The 14,678-nt window shown below is 71.5% G+C and carries 10 protein-coding genes; 5 read left to right on the forward strand and 5 right to left on the reverse strand.

Annotation, left to right across the window (positions count from 1 at the left end):
• Nucleotides 1-90: 90 nt before the first annotated feature.
• The 4 genes from BLS99_RS20700 to BLS99_RS20715 are packed head-to-tail and all read left to right on the forward strand — an operon-like array spanning nt 91 to nt 7,846.
• Nucleotides 91-561 (forward strand): GtrA family protein, encoded by a 471-nt coding sequence (locus BLS99_RS20700; RefSeq protein ID WP_176953464.1) that lies wholly within the window; start codon nt 91-93, stop codon nt 559-561.
• Nucleotides 497-2,833 carry a glycosyltransferase gene (locus tag BLS99_RS20705; protein WP_245712347.1) on the forward strand — a complete coding sequence of 779 codons (2,337 nt, stop codon included), beginning with the start codon at nt 497-499 and terminating at the stop codon, nt 2,831-2,833. The genes BLS99_RS20700 and BLS99_RS20705 overlap by 65 nt, the downstream gene beginning before the upstream one ends.
• A complete protein-coding gene (locus BLS99_RS20710; RefSeq protein ID WP_245712348.1) occupies nt 2,830-4,275 on the forward strand; it encodes a glycosyltransferase family 2 protein in 1,446 nt (481 codons plus the stop codon). Before BLS99_RS20705 ends, BLS99_RS20710 begins: the two co-directional genes overlap by 4 nt.
• Nucleotides 4,265-7,846 carry a PQQ-dependent sugar dehydrogenase gene (locus BLS99_RS20715; protein WP_245712349.1) on the forward strand — a complete coding sequence of 1,194 codons (3,582 nt, stop codon included), beginning with the start codon at nt 4,265-4,267 and terminating at the stop codon, nt 7,844-7,846. The genes BLS99_RS20710 and BLS99_RS20715 overlap by 11 nt, the downstream gene beginning before the upstream one ends.
• Before the next feature lie 96 nt (nt 7,847-7,942).
• Here the strand turns inward: BLS99_RS20715 and BLS99_RS20720 are convergent, their stop codons facing one another.
• The 4 genes from BLS99_RS20720 to BLS99_RS20735 are packed head-to-tail and all read right to left on the reverse strand — an operon-like array spanning nt 7,943 to nt 12,164.
• The gene (locus tag BLS99_RS20720) at nt 7,943-8,824 is read right to left on the reverse strand and encodes a carbohydrate ABC transporter permease (protein ID WP_091053636.1); all 882 of its coding nucleotides are present in this window, start codon (nt 8,822-8,824) and stop codon (nt 7,943-7,945) included.
• 8 nt (nt 8,825-8,832) lie between these two features.
• Nucleotides 8,833-9,756: a carbohydrate ABC transporter permease gene (locus tag BLS99_RS20725; RefSeq protein ID WP_091053637.1), complete on the reverse strand. Its 924-nt coding sequence runs from the start codon at nt 9,754-9,756 to the stop codon at nt 8,833-8,835.
• Nucleotides 9,757-9,783: 27 nt separating this feature from the next.
• The gene (gene ngcE / locus BLS99_RS20730) at nt 9,784-11,181 is read right to left on the reverse strand and encodes an N-acetylglucosamine/diacetylchitobiose ABC transporter substrate-binding protein (RefSeq protein WP_091053638.1); all 1,398 of its coding nucleotides are present in this window, start codon (nt 11,179-11,181) and stop codon (nt 9,784-9,786) included.
• A gap of 50 nt (nt 11,182-11,231) precedes the next feature.
• Nucleotides 11,232-12,164, reverse strand: a complete 933-nt coding sequence (locus BLS99_RS20735) for a MurR/RpiR family transcriptional regulator (RefSeq protein WP_091053639.1) — start codon at nt 12,162-12,164, stop codon at nt 11,232-11,234.
• Between the two features lie 141 nt (nt 12,165-12,305).
• Between BLS99_RS20735 and BLS99_RS20740 the strand changes: the two genes are divergently transcribed.
• A complete protein-coding gene (locus BLS99_RS20740) occupies nt 12,306-13,259 on the forward strand; it encodes an N-acetylglucosamine kinase (protein ID WP_091053640.1) in 954 nt (317 codons plus the stop codon).
• A gap of 465 nt (nt 13,260-13,724) precedes the next feature.
• Here BLS99_RS20740 and murQ read toward each other — a convergent pair whose 3' ends face one another.
• On the reverse strand, nt 13,725-14,651 hold the full coding sequence (murQ, locus tag BLS99_RS20745) for an N-acetylmuramic acid 6-phosphate etherase (RefSeq protein ID WP_245712350.1): 927 nt from the start codon (nt 14,649-14,651) through the stop codon (nt 13,725-13,727).
• Between the last annotated feature and the right edge of the window lie 27 nt (nt 14,652-14,678).

Raw genomic sequence — 14,678 nt, forward strand, 5'->3', positions numbered from 1 at the left:
ACGCACGACGCTCCATTGAAGAAGAGTCGATGCGCTTATCCGTCGTGCCTTCAGGAGGCTTATCGAATGCGTCGGCTCCGGCCGCAAGCGATGCGGCTCGCCCGATTCTCAGGCGTCGGCCTGACCTGTTTCGCAATTCAAGCCGGGATACTCCTGGCCCTGGGGCGCGCCGGCGTGCCCGGCCCGATCGCCAATGCGACCGGGTTCCTCGCCTCGGCCCAGGTCAACTTCCTCTTGTCCACCTACGTCACCTGGTCCGACCGGCGCCTGCCGCGGGCCGAGCCCTGGGCCAGGCGCTGGCTCTCCTTCCAGGCCACCGTCGCGGTCAGCCTGGCCTGCAACACGGGCGTGTACGCCCTCGCCTCCGGGTTCCTGCCGCCGGTCGCCGCCGCCGCGGCGGGGGTGTGCGCCGGGGCCCTCCTCACCTACCTCGCGAGCGACCACCTCGTCTTCCGCCGCCGGAGGGCGGCCCAGACCGACCACTTTGGAGCTTCACTTGACGATCATCGCCGACCAGCCGCAGCACTCCCCGGTCCGAACGGCGGCCCCGCCGCCGACTGACGGCGTCGCCGTGGTCATGCCCGCCTACCGCGAGGAGGCGAACGTCGCCGCCACGGTCCAGGACTTCCTGTCGACGCTCGTGCGCGAGGGGATCCCCCACGCGGTCGTCGTCGTCGACGACGGCTCGGACGACCGCACCGGCGCGATCATCGACCGCCTCGCCGCGGCCCACCCCGGACGGGTGATCGCGGTCCACCACGAGCGCAACCAGGGCTACGGCGCCGCCGTGCGCTCGGGCCTGGAGGCCGCGCTGCGGCGCACCGGGTTCCGCGAGATCCTGCTGACCGACGCCGACTGCCAGTTCCGCGCCGAGGACCTGGTGCGCCTGCGGGAGAAGAAGAAGGAGGAGCGCGCCGACGCCGTCATCGGCTACCGCAGGCGCCGCGCCGACCCGTGGCGCCGCCGTCTCAACGCCAAGGTGTGGACGATCCTGTGCAAGACGCTGCTGCGCGTCCCCGGCCGCGACGTCGACTGCGCGTACAAGCTCATCGACCGCTCGCTGCTCCAGGACCTGCGCCTGTCCGGCGAGGCCGCCGCGATCTCCCCCGAGCTGCTGTGCCGCATCTCGGGCGACGGCGCCCGCATCGTCGAGCACCCCGTCGAGCACTACCCCAGAGAGCACGGCGAGCAGACCGGCGCGCGCCTCTCGGTGGTCGTCAAGTCGCTCGTCAGCCTCGCGGTCGTCTACGGCCACATGGTCCGCGACGCCCGCCGCCTCGGCTGGGTCCGGCGCCTCGCGGCTCCCAAGGACCCCGGCGCGGCCCTCGTGGCGCTCGCCGCCTGCGTCGCCGCCGTCGTCGCGTACCTGTACTTCGCCGACCACGGGTACCTGCTCGCGTACAAGGACGCGAACTCGCACCTGCTCATCGCCAGGCGCGTGGTGGAGAGTCCGACGGCCGGGCTCGCCCAGCTCGGCGGCGTCTGGCTGCCGCTGCCGCACCTGCTCGCCGCGCCGCTGTCGCTGTGGGAGGGCCTGTACCTCAACGGGTTCGCCGGGGCGTTCGTATCGATGGCCTCGTACGTGGTGGCCGTGCGGTTCCTGTTCGCCCACGCCCGCTCGCTCTCGGGCCACTGGGCCGGCGGCCTCACCGCCGCGGGTCTGTTCGCCCTCAACCCGAACGTGCTGTACCTCCAGGCCACGGCCATGACCGAGCTGCTGCTGTTCGCGTGCGCGGTCGTGGCGGTCCACTACCTCCACGAGTGGTGCACCGAGGGGCGCATCAGGGACCTGTCGCTCGCCTCCGGCGCGGTCCTCGCCGCGACCCTGACCCGCTACGAGGGCTGGATCCTGTGCGCCGTCGCCGCCGCGATCGTCGCGTTCACCGCACTGCGCCGGCACCGCAGGTACGCCCACACCGAGGGGTCCCTCGTCGTGTTCGGCTTCGTCGCCGGCGCGGGCGTCCTCGGCTGGATGGCCTGGAACCTCGCGATCTTCGGCGACCCCATGAACTGGCGGTCCGGCGAGTACGCCGACTCCTCCCTGTGGGTCGCCGAGGGCGAGGCCAACGTCGGGTCGCTGCCGACCGCGATGGAGACCTACGGGCTCGCCTCGCTCCACAACCTCGGCATCGCCACGGCCGCACTAGGACTGGCCGGACTCGTCCTGTACGCGGTCCAGCGCCGGCTGCGCTCGCGGGCGCTCGTGCCCTACGCGATGCTCGTGTTCGCGCCGTTCTTCGTGTGGGCCCTGTACAGCGGGGAGCGCCCCCTCCACGTCAAGGAGGTCATGGGCGCCCTCTACAACGTGCGGTTCGGGCTCATCATGCTCATCCCCGCCGCGGTCTTCGCCGGGTACCTCGTCGGGAGGCTCGTCCCCCGCCTCCCCGGCAGGCGCATCGCGGCCGGGGCCCTCGCAGGAGCCGCCGTCGTCGGCGCCACCCTCGCCGTCGACGGCGCGGTCACCCTCGACGAGGCCGTCGAGTACCGCGCCAGCGGATGGGAGGCCGACAACGCCGCCGTCTCGCAGTGGCTGCGCGAGCACCACGACGGCGGGACCACCCTCATGATGTCCTTCGAGAACGAGTCGGTGACCTTCGAGTCCCAGGTGCCCACCGGGTCGCTGGTGTACGAGGGCTCCTACCGGATCTGGGAGGAGGCGCTCGCGGACCCGCACGCCGCGGGGGTCGAGTGGATCTACATGCGGGCCACGCCCGGGGCCGAGGACGACGTCTGGGAGGCCCTGTGGGGCACCGAGGTCCTCGACGAGCACTACGACCTGGTCTACGACGAGGGCGACCGGCTCGTCTTCCGTGCCGAAGGCGGTGCCGCGTGAACCCCGACGCCCCGCCCGCGGGCCTGAGCGCCCAGCGGCTCCTCTCCCCCGGCCAGAGCGCGCTCGCGCTCTCGGTCGTCGGCTTCGTCGCCGGCGCGATCGCCGTCGACCTGCTCACCGGGTTCGGACCGAGCCCCCTGCAATGGGCGCAGGGCGGCATGTTCGCCCTCATCGTCCTCTACCTGGCCGTCATCGGCTTCAAACTCGCGATGGTCCTGGGCTCGGGCCGGTCCACCGCGATGCGCTTCGAACCCGGTGCGCTGGAGACGTTCCCGGACTCCGAGCTGCCCCGGTACACGGTCCTGGTGCCGCTGTACCGCGAGGCCGCGGTCGTCCCCGGGCTCGTCCGGCGGCTCTCGGCCCTCGACTACCCGCAGGAGAAGCTGGAGATCCTCCTGCTCGTGGAGGCCGACGACGGCGAGACCCGGACCGCGCTCGCCGCGCAGGGCCTCGGCCCGGCGTTCCGCACGGTGGTCGTGCCCGACACGCAGCCGAAGACGAAGCCCAAGGCGTGCAACGTCGGACTCGCCCGCGCCACCGGCGAGCTGTGCGTCATCTTCGACGCCGAGGACCGGCCCGACCCCGACCAGCTCCGCAAGGCCGCGCTGGCGTTCCGGGTGCTCCCGGACCGGGTGGTGTGCGTCCAGGCCGAGCTCCAGTACTGGAACCCGTGGACGAACTGGCTCACCCGGTGCTTCTCGGCCGAGTACGCCACGAACTTCAGCCTGACGCTGCACGGCATGGACCGGCACCGGCTCGCGATCCCCCTGGGCGGCACGTCGAACCACTTCCGGATCGACGCGCTGCGCGACCTCGGCGGGTGGGACCCGTTCAACGTCACCGAGGACGCCGACCTCGGCATCCGCATCGCCCGGCGTGGCTGGGACGTGCGCATGATCGTCTCGGTCACCGAGGAGGAGGCCAACTCGGCGCTGGGCAACTGGATCCGCCAGCGCAGCCGGTGGATCAAGGGCTACCTCCAGACGTGGCTGGTGCACTCGCGGCAGCCGCTGAAACTGTGGCGGGAGCTGGGGACGAAGAAGACCCTGGCGATCCACCTGACGCTCGGCTTCTCGACGGTGACGACCCTCATCAACCCGCTCATGTGGGCGCTCACGCTGTCGTACTTCGTGTTCGGGCCGCAGTGGATGGAGCCGCTGTTCCCGCCGGTCGTGCTCTACGGGGGCATGTTCGCGATGATCGCCGGCAACGCGCTCATGTGCTACGCGCTCATGCTCGGCTGCCTCAAGCGCGGCCTGTACGCGGCGGTGCGCGCGATGCTCACGGTGCCCTTGTACTGGGGGCTCATGAGCGTGGCGGCGTACAAGGCGTTCGGGCAGCTCCTGCGGCCCAGCAAGCGCCACTACTGGGAGCTGACGGTCCACGGGCTGGACACGTCGGACGAGATCGACGTCGACGAGGAGGTCGTGCGTGCGCGGTGAACGATGGGGCCGCCTGGCGGCCGGGATGGTCGTGGGGGCGGCGCTGCTGACGGCGCCGGGCGCAGCGGCGGAGGCCGCGCCCCCGGCGGAGTTCGAGCGGCTGCTGGTGGTCGGCGGCCTGGAGGAGCCGACGGCGTTCCGGTTCACGCCGGACGGCGACGTCCTGATCGCGGAGAAGAACGGCGCGATCCAGCTCCTGCACGACGGGGAGCTGCACGACCACCCGCTCATCGAGCTGGCCACGGCCGGATCGGACGAGCGGGGGCTGCTGGGGATGGCGCTCGACCCGGACTTCGCGGCGAACGGGTACGTGTACGTGTACGTGGGATACACGGCCGCGGACAACCTGGACCGGTTGAGCCGCTTCACGATGACCGGGCACGAGATCGACCCGGACTCGGAACTGGTGCTGGTGCAGTCGCAGCAGGACGCGAACGTGTTCCACCACTCCGGGACCGTCGGGTTCGGCCCGGACGGGAAGCTGTACTGGACGCTCGGGATGAACACGAACAACCAGAACCCGCCGAACCTGGGGAACGTGCACGGCAAGATGCACCGCATCAACGCGGACGGCACGGTCCCGGCGGACAACCCGTTCGTGGACACGCCGGGGGCGGAGCCCTCGGTGTGGGCGTACGGGCTGCGGAACTCGTTCCGGTGGGACTTCGTCCCCAGTGGACCCCATGCCGGGGACATCCTCGCCGGGGACGTGGGCGGCTCGGAGTTCGAGGAGCTCAACCTCATCGAGCGCGGCGCGAACTACGGGTGGCCGCACGTGGAGGGGGTGTGCGAGGACTGCCCGTACGCGCAGCCGGTGTACACGTACCCGCACACGGCGCCGCCCGCGAGCGCGGGCTCGATCTCCGCGGTGGAGGTGTACGAGGGCGGGTTGCTCGGGGAGGCGTACGAGGACGCGGTGTTCATCGCGGACTACACGCTCGGTTTCGTGAAGTACCTGGAGATGGACGAGGCGTTCGAGTCGGTGGTGTCGGTGCACGACTTCGACACCGAGGCGGGCACGCCCGTGGACCTCCAGACCGGCCCGGACGGGGCGCTGTACCAGTTGAACATCTACCCCGGTGAGCTGTACCGGATCGCGCCCTCCGGCGGGAACCGGACGCCGGTCGCCGAGGCGAGCGCGACGCCGGACAACGGTTATGCGCCTCTGGAAGTGGCGTTCTCCTCCGGCGGTTCCTCGGACCCGGACGGGGACGCGTTGAGCTACGCGTGGGACTTCGGCGACGGGGACGGCTCGACCGAGGCGGACCCGGTGCACACGTACACCGAGGACGGCGTGTACCAGGCGGTGCTCACGGTCTCCGACGGCGACAAGTCGGCGCAGGCGCAGGTCGAGGTGCAGGTGGGGAACACCAGGCCCGAGGCGGTGATCCTGGCGCCGGAGGAGGGCCTGACGTACGACGGCGGCGACGTGGTCGCGTTCTCGGGCGAGGCGGCCGACCCCGAGGACGGGGCGCTGGCCGCGGCGGCGCTGTCGTGGACGGTGCAGTTCCACCACGCCGACCACGTGCACCCGTTCTACGGCCCGGCCGAGGGCGCGTCGGGCGAGATCACGATCCCGCGGGCGCCGCACGGCGGCGACAACACGTTCTACCGGATCGCGCTGACGGCCACGGACTCCGGCGGACTGACGGACACGACCTATGTGGACGTGCACCCGAACACGGTGGAGGTGTCGATCGCGACCGATCCGGCGGGCCTGGAGTTCACGCTCGACGGCCGGCCGCTGGAGTCGACGACCAAGCGGATGGTGGTGGGCACCGAGTACGTGCTTGGCGCGGAGTCGCCGCAGTACGCCGACGGGTCGCGGTTCGCGTTCGCGGGCTGGTCGACCGGGGCGGAGCGGCAGCACGTGTTCACCGTCCCCGGCGAGGACGCGTCGGTGACGGCCGAGTTCACGGAGCTGCCGTACCCGCCGGAGCCGTGGGAGGCCGCGGACATCGGGGAGCGGACCCAGTTGGGTCTCAGCAGCTTCGACCCGGAGGGCCCCGGCGGCGGCGCGTTCGCGGTGACCGGCGCGGGCTGGGACGTCTGGGACGCGACCGACGAGTTCCACTTCGTGCACCGGCCGCTGATCGGGGACGGGTCGATCACGGCGCGGCTGACCGCGCAGGAGGCGACGAACCCGTGGGCGAAGGCCGGGGTCATGGTGAAGGAGTCCGCGGAGGAGGGCGCGACGTACGCCGCCATCGCGGTGACCCCTGAGCACGGGGCGCACTTCCAGGCGGACTTCGGCACCGACGGGGGCGGCTTCGCGTACACCGAGGGCGCGGCGTGGCTGCGGCTGACGCGGACCGGGGACCTGTTCACGGCCGAACTGTCGGCCGACGGCGAGACCTGGGAGGCCATCGGCTCGGCCGAGGTCCCGATGTCGGCGAGCGCGCGGGTGGGGCTGTTCGCCACCGCGCACGACAACACGCAGTTCTCCACGGCGGTCTTCGACTCGGTCGCGGTCGCCGCGGCGGACCCGGAGCTGACGTGCGAGGACGTGGGCGATCCGGCGGTCGCCGGCTCGGCGTCGTTCGAGGGCGGCACGGCGGCGCTCACCGGCGGCGGCGACGACATCTGGGGCGACGCGGACCAGTTCCACTTCTGCCACAGGGCCCTTGAGGGCGACGGCGAGATCATCGCGCGGGTCGTGTCGCTGGAGGACACGAACGACTGGGCCAAGGCCGGGGTCATGGTCAAGGCCGCGCCCGAGGAGGGCGCGGACTACGTCGCGGCCATGGCGACCTCGGCCGAGGGCGTGCACTTCCAGACCGGGTTCGACACTGATGCGGACGGACCGGACACGGCTGCGCCCGTGTGGCTCCGGCTGGTCAGGGAGGGGTCCCAGGTGACCGGGTACCACTCCCCCGACGGGCTCGCGTGGGAGCCGTTCGCCAGCGCGGTCCTGGAGGGCCCGGCCGTGGTCGGCCTGTTCGTGACCTCCCACGACGGGAGCGAGGCGAACACCGCGGTGTTCGACTCGGTCGCGATCGCCGACACCGCGCCGGCGGTCCCGGCGCCGTGGACGTGCGGGGACGTCGGCGCGCCGCGGATCCCGGGCGACGCGGCGTTCTTCGGCGACCCGGCCGCGGGCGGGACGGTGTCGATGACGGGCGCCGGGGACGACGTCTGGGGCGACGCGGACCAGTTCCACTTCTGCCACCAGCCGTTGGAGGGCGAGGGGCAGATCACCGCGCGGGTGGTCTCGCAGGAGGACACCGACGACTGGGCGAAGGCCGGGGTGATGGTCAAGGCCGCGCCCGAGGCGGGCGCGGAGTACGCGCTGCTGGCGGTGACGCCCGCGAACGGCGTCCACCTCCAGTCCGGGTTCGACACGGACGTGGCCGGGGCCGAGGAGGGCGCGCCGATGTGGCTGCGCCTCAGCCGGACCGGCGACACGGTGACGGCGTCGTGGTCGGCCGACGGGGAGGTCTGGTCGGCGTTCGGCACGGTGGAGCTGGCGGGCGGGGCGGTGATCGGGCTGTTCGCGACCTCGCACGACGGCTCCGATCCGAGCGCCGTCGTGTTCGACTCCATCTCCTACGACACCGTCACGGCCAGATAGACGGGCGCCGGGGTTCGCGGAAGCCCCGGCGTCTGCCGCCGCTCGGGACGCGAAGGGGGCGTCCCGGGCGGCGGCCCTGCTGTGCGGGCCCGGCGGCTACTTGATGGCGCCGGCGGTCAGGCCCTCCTGGATCTGGCGCTGGAACAGCACGTACGCGACGAAGATCGGGATCATCGCGAGCACCGTGCCCGCGAACAGCGCGCCCGAGTCGCCCTCGTAGCCCTGGCGCATGGCGAGGTTCGCCAGGCCCTGGGAGATGACGGCGTCGTCGGGGTTGCGGCCCATGAGGACCAGCGGGAGCAGGAACTGGTTCCACTGGCCGATGATGTTGAAGATCGTGATCGCGACGAGGCCCGGCTTCGCCATCGGCAGCATCACTTGGAAGAACAGGCGGTAGTGCCCGGCGCCGTCCACGACCGCGGCCTCGGCCACGCCCGTGGGCAGCGTGCGGAAGAACGCGGTCAGGAAGAACACCGTGAACGGCAGCGAGTACGCGATGTACACGATGACGAGCCCGGTGTAGGTGTTCAGCAGGCCCACGTTCCCGAGGGTCTTGAACAGCGGGAACAGCGCCAGGAACACCGGGAACATCATGCCGGCGGCGAAGCCGAAGTAGATGATCCGGTTGCCCCAGAACTGGTACCGCGCCAGCACGTACGCGGCCATGGCGCCCAGGAGCATCGTCCCGGAGACGCTGAAGACCATGACCTGCAGGGTGTTGAGGAAGAACGAGCCGATGTGGCCGTTCGTCCACGCGTTCGCGTAGTTCTGCCAGTGCAGCGACTCGGGCAGGCCCAGCGGGACCGAGGCGATCTCGCGGCTGGTCTTGAACGAGGACAGCACGATCCACGCCACCGGGATGATGATCATGAGCGACCACAGCCACAGGAAGCCCTGGGAGAAGAAGTTGAGGACGACGCCTTCGCGCGGGGCGCCGGAGGCGCGCGTCGTCGGTTTCGCGGGGGTCTCGGTTGCCATGTCGATCCTCAGAACTCGATCTGCTCGCGGCGGCCGAACCGCAGCGACACCACGGCCAGGGTCAGGGCGGCGAAGAACAGCACCACGCCGATCGCGGACGCGAACGCCTGCTCGGCGTTCTTGAACGCGTACTTCCAGATGACGCCGCCGACCACTTCGCTGGCGGCGTCGGGGCCGCCCTGCTCGGGTGTCATCAGGTACACCAGCACGAACACGTCCAGCGCCACGATCGACAGGTAGATCCACGCGGTCTGCACGGAGTCCCACAGCAGCGGCAGCGTGATCTTGAAGAACGTCTGGAACCGGCCCGCGCCGTCGATGATCGCCGCCTCGTAGAGGTCGCGCGGGATCGACGCCATCGCCGAGGAGAAGAACACCAGGTAGAACCCGACCGCGCTCCACACCAGGACCCCGATGACGGCCGCGAGCACGAACCGCTTGTCGGCGAGGAACCCGTTGACGGGGGCCGGGAGCCCGACCGCCCCGAGTGCCCCGGTGATGAGCCCGCCGAAGCCCTCGGGCGCGTACACCTGCTTCCACAGGATGCCCACGATCGCGACCGACAGCACCTGCGGGAAGAAGTAGACGACCTTGTGGAACTTCGAGCCGCGCACGCCCTCGATGCGCCCCTGGCGGCTGCGCCCGCCGAGGTTGAGCATGAACGCGAAGAACAGGCCCAGCACGATCGTGATCACCGGCATCACCAGGAGGATGATCCCGGTGTGCCGCAGGGCCGGCAGTACGAACCGCTCGTCCTTGAAGAGGTTGAGGTAGTTGTCGAACCCGATGTAGTCGAAGTTGTTGCTCGACCCCGACCAGTCGGTCAGGGAGATCTGGAAGGCCTGGGCGAACGGCAGGATCACCAGCCAGGCGTACAGCCCCACCGGCAGTGCCAGGAAGCTCAGGATGAACGGGTACCTGCCGTGTCTCACGACCCAGGCCCTCCTCTCGTACCGGACCTAGTCCTCGTGGGTGAACTTCTCGACGGTGTCGTCGGCGGCGGTCTCGTCGGCGACGGCCTGCATCCGGTCGATGAACTCGGCCGCGGTCGACTCGCCCGACAGCAGCGCGCCCAGCGCGGGCTTGACCTCGTCGCTCATCTTCGTGTACCAGAAGCGGAACCGCGGCTGGAACAGGTCCTCCGGGTTCGACACCAGCGCGTCGGTCGCCTGCGCGGCCGGGTTGTCGAGCGGGACGTCCTTGACGACCGTGGCCGCCTGCACCGTGTCGCCGAAGATCTGCGCGCCCTCCTTGGAGAGCATGATGCGCAGGTACTCGTAGGCGCCCGCGAGGTTCGTCGCGTTCTTGGGGACCACGAACGGCTCCTCGCCGCCGGCGCTGATGAGGCCCGGCTGCGCCGAGCCCTCGAACGCCGGGACGCCCATCGGCATGTACTCGAAGTCGGCCGGCGCGATCGCCGCCTGCTCGTTGGGCAGCCACGACCCGCACGGCAGGAACGCGGCCTTGCGCTCGTTGAACGCCGTCTGCGACTGGATGTGGTCGATGCCCGGCGTGCCCTCGAGGATGTAGCCCTCGGTGTAGAGCGCGGCCAGCGCCTCGGCGGCCTTGACGACCGACGGGTTGCGCCACGCGTCGGGCTCCAGGTGGTCGATGGCCTTGACGACCTCGACGCCGCCGTGCTTGCCGGCGAGGATGAGCAGCAGGTCGTACAGGTACACCGGGTGCTGCCCGGCGTACGTCCACGGCGCGATCCCGGCCTCCTGGATGGTCGGGCAGAGCGCGAGCATCTCCTCCCACGTGGTCGGCGGGGTCCAGCCCTGGTCGCGGAACAGCTTGGCGTCGTACCAGACCGTCCACGCCGAGAACACGTAGTTCAGGGCGTACACCTCGCCGTTGAAGGTGCCCATCGAGAGCACGCCGTCGCGCAGGGTCTCGCGGACGGTGACCTCGGGGTCGTCGTAGGACGGGGCGTCCAGCAGCGGGGTGAGCTCGGCGAGCTCGCCGTCGCTGACGAGCGAGTCCATCGGGATCTGCTGCGCGCCGGAGTTGTCGAGCACGTCCGTGGGCTTGCCCTCGGCGAAGCGCGGCTGCTGGGTCTCGGCGATCGCCTGGGTCGCCAGGTGCGTGATCGCCGCGTCCGGGAACGCGCGGTTGTAGATCTCCTGGTGCGCCTTGGCGTACTCCTCGCCGAAGCCGCCGTCGAAGATGACGACGTCGAGCGGCGCGGACCCGTCGACCCCGAACGGGTTCTCCGCGTCGTCGCCGACGGTCACCTCCTCGGCGTCGTCGTCCCCGCCGCTGGTGGCGCAGGCCGCCAGGGACGAGGCCGCGAGTCCGGCGGCGGTGGCCCCGAAGAGGTTGCGGCGGTTGAACAGGGGTTGGTTCGAGTTCCTCATGGGTTTCGCTCCTGAGTTGGGGGTAGAGATGAGAACGTTCGGTCGGGCGGTCAGCCGGCGCCGTTCCTGGGCCGCGGCGTCGGGCGGTGGCCGACCACCGCCCGCGCCCGGGATTCGAGGGCCTCCGAGGCCGCGGGGAACCGCCGCTGCGCGACGGCTATGTGGATGAGGTCGGCGACCAGCAGCGCCGAGTGCCGGGACGCGAGGAGGTCGGCGCGGTGGCTGGTGCGGCGGGCGGCCGAGGCCAGGCACACGTCGGCGACCTCGGCCAGTTCGGCCTCGGGGCAGGCGGTGACGGCCACGGTGAACGCGCCGCGGGTGCCGGCCTCGCTGAGCATCTCGATGGTCTCGGCGGTGGTGCCCGAGTGCGAGATGGCCAGGGCCACGTCGCGCTCGCCGAGGAGCGCGGCGCTGGCGAGGGCGTCGTGGACCTCGGTCCAGGCCCAGGCGGCGACGCCGGTGCGGTAGAAGCCCATCTGGAGTTCGCGGGCGACGGTGGCGCTGGAGCCGACCCCGTAGACGTCGACGCGGCCGGCCGCGGAGACGCGGGTCGCGACGCGCTCGACGGCGGCGAGGTCGAGGGTGTCGATCGTGTCGCGGAGCATCGCGGCATCGATCGTGATGAGCTGCTTGAGAACTCGGTCGAGCGGGTCGTCCGGTCCGATCTCGCGGCCGATGTTGACGTCCCAGCCGGTCTCGTGCCTGGCCGAGGCCCTGCCGGTCTCGGTGGCGATGGCGACCCGGAGGGCCGCGTAACCGTCGTATCCGAGGTGACGGCAGAATCGGGTGATGGTTCCTGGGGAGGTGCCCGAGAGCTCGGCGAGATCCATGATCGTCGCCCGGGCCGCGGCTTCGGGGTCGGCCAGTACCTGGCCGGCCACTTTGGACATCGCTTCGGAGAGATCGCTGGCGCCCGTGCGGATGCGTTCGAGCACGCCGGTCTCGACGGGGGCGGTGGGCGCATCTGTCCGGGTTCGGTCCATGGGCGACCCTTTCGGGAGGTGGATTCAAGAAAAACTATTACCTATGCCACACTCGTGTCAAGTTGATGAGAATTATTATTTTTACTGGTTTGCACCTAGAGCGGATACTGCTGGTAGCGCGAGAAGCGAGGACCCTCAAACATGCATGCAAGACTCGCCGTCGGCCTTGACGCCGGCGGAACCAGCAGCCGCGCCGTCCTCATCGATGAGAGCGGAGCGGTGCTCGGCACCGGCGCGTCCGGTCCGGCCAACCCGGTGGGCGGCGACCGGGAGATCGCGCTGTCCAACATGGCCCTGGCGTTCCAGCGCGCGCTCGGCGGCATCGACCCGCGGGAGGTCGGCTCGGTGTGCGTCGGGACCGCGGGCGCGCTGTCGCTGACCGAGGAGGTGCGCGAGGTCTCGGCGGACCTCAAGCGGCGCTTCGGCACCGACTGCGAGGTGGAAGTGGTCTCGGACGCGGTGATCGCGTTCGCGGCCGGCTCCTCGGCCCCGGACGGGACCGTCATCGTCTCGGGCACCGGCGCGGTGGCGTTCGCGATCCGCGACCGCACGCCCGCGCTGCGCTCGGACGGGTACGGCTGGCTGTTCGGCGACGCCGGCTCCGGGTTCTGGCTCGGCCGCGAGGCGGTCCGGGCGGCGCTGCGGCACATCGACGGGAACGGCCCCGGGGGCCGGCTCGTCGAGGCGATCATCGCGGCCATCGCACCCGACAAGCGGCGCTCGGGCGCCCTGGTCGCCAAGTGCATGGCCGATCCCCCGGTGCGGTTGTCGCGCTTCGCGGCCCTGGTGTGCGAGGCCGCCGACGGCGGCGACGCCGTGGCCGAGTCCATCGTGGCGCGGGCCGTCGGCCACCTGGCCGAGTCGGTCTCGTACGTCGTCGACCGCGAGCTGCCGATCGTCATGGCCGGCAGCCTCCTCACCCGACCCACCCCCATCGCCGCGCTCCTCCAGGAGCGCTTCCGGCTGGTCTACCCCAAGGCCGGCATCAGCAAGGCCACCGATCCCGCCATCGGCGCGGCCTGGATGGCCGCCAGCGCGTTCGTCACCGACCCCGCCGAGCGCGTCCGGCTCCACCGCCAGCTCGCCTGGCGCTGAATCGAATCACCGCCCCCACCGAGCCCACCCGCCCCCGCACGCACGCCGCCCCCATCACCGGCGCCCGAGCGGGGGCGGCCCCGTTCCACCGCACGTGCCGCGCTTCCACGAGCCGCGGGCGCCGACTTCGCTCCGCATCCCCGGCCGACCCCGGCTCTCGCGCTCCCGGCGGCCTGGTGACAGCTGGCCCACCGCAGCCGGGGCTGCGGGGCTGCGGGGCTGCGGGGCTGCGGGGCTGCGGGGCTGCGGGGCTGCGACATGTCATACCCCTCGGGCACTGTTGATCCGGGGGCCGCACCGCTGCCGCCGGCTTCGGCGTGCCCGCGGAACCACATTCCGGAAACCGCGCCCCCGAAATCGCACCCCTGAAAACCGCCCACGCCAGCGCAACGGACGCCCATGTCGTACCTCTAGGGCACTGTTGATCCGGGGGCGGCCGGCGGCCGTCCCCGAACTGGGGTGCCCTCAGCCCGCCAGCGCCCCCGAGAGCCGTCCGTCCGCCAGCGCGAGGCGCGCTTCGGCCGCCGCCGCGTCGATGCCGAGTTCGAGCATCACCACGGCGGTCTTCACGCGGTCGCCCGACGCCGCCAGCGCGGCCTCGGCCTCCTCCTGCCCGGCCCCGGTGATCTCGCGGATCATCCGCACCGCCCGCGCGGCGAGCTTCTGGTTCGCGACCTTCATGTCCACCATGTAGTTCCGGTAGACCTTCCCGAGCCGCACCATGCTGATCGTCGACACCATGTTGAGCACGAACTTCTGCGCCGTCCCCGACTTCAGCCGCGTCGACCCGGCCACCACCTCGGGCCCGACCTCCACCTCGATCCGGTGCTCGGCCGCGTCCGAGAGCACCGTGCCGGTGTTGCACGACAGCCCCACCGTCAGCGCCCCCCGCCGCCGCGCCTCGCGCACGGCCGCCACCACGAACGGGGTCCGCCCGCTCGCGGCCAGGCCCACGACGGCGTCGGCCGGGCCGATCCCGTCCGCCGCGATGGCGGCCTCGCCCGCGGCCTCGTCGTCCTCGGTCCCCTCGACCGCGCCGCCCTCGGCGGCCTTGCCCCCGGCGATGATCGCCTTGATGAACTCGGGTTCGGTCGAGAACGTCGGCGGGCACTCGGCGGCGTCCATCACCGCCATCCGCCCGGCGGTCCCCGCGCCCACGTACCGCAGGCGCCCGCCCTTCGCGAGCCGGTCGGCGACGGCGTCGATCGCGGCGGCCACCTCGGGGAGCACGGCCGCGACGGCGGCGGATACGCTCGCATCGGCCTCGTTCATGGTCCTCGCCAGGTCGAGGGTCGACAGCTCCTCGATCCCCGCGTAGCGCGGGTCGGCCCGCTCGGTCGCCAGCATGGCCAACAGGGTGCGCGCTTCAAGGCGCTCGGTCGGTTCACTCACAGTTGCGAGCGTAGCGCAATGAAGTAA

Source organism: Glycomyces sambucus, from assembly GCF_900102815.1.
Taxonomy (GTDB): domain Bacteria; phylum Actinomycetota; class Actinomycetes; order Mycobacteriales; family Micromonosporaceae; genus Glycomyces; species Glycomyces sambucus.

What these genes read in the sequence shown, in the direction of transcription:
- BLS99_RS20700 (WP_176953464.1), top strand. Translation starts at nt 91, where the DNA reads ATGCGGCTCGCCCGATTCTCAGGCGTCGGCCTGACCTGTTTCGCAATT.
- BLS99_RS20720 (WP_091053636.1), bottom strand. Translation starts at nt 8,824, where the DNA reads ATGGCAACCGAGACCCCCGCGAAACCGACGACGCGCGCCTCCGGCGCC.
- ngcE (WP_091053638.1), bottom strand. Translation starts at nt 11,181, where the DNA reads ATGAGGAACTCGAACCAACCCCTGTTCAACCGCCGCAACCTCTTCGGG.
- BLS99_RS20735 (WP_091053639.1), bottom strand. Translation starts at nt 12,164, where the DNA reads ATGGACCGAACCCGGACAGATGCGCCCACCGCCCCCGTCGAGACCGGC.
- BLS99_RS20740 (WP_091053640.1), top strand. Translation starts at nt 12,306, where the DNA reads ATGCATGCAAGACTCGCCGTCGGCCTTGACGCCGGCGGAACCAGCAGC.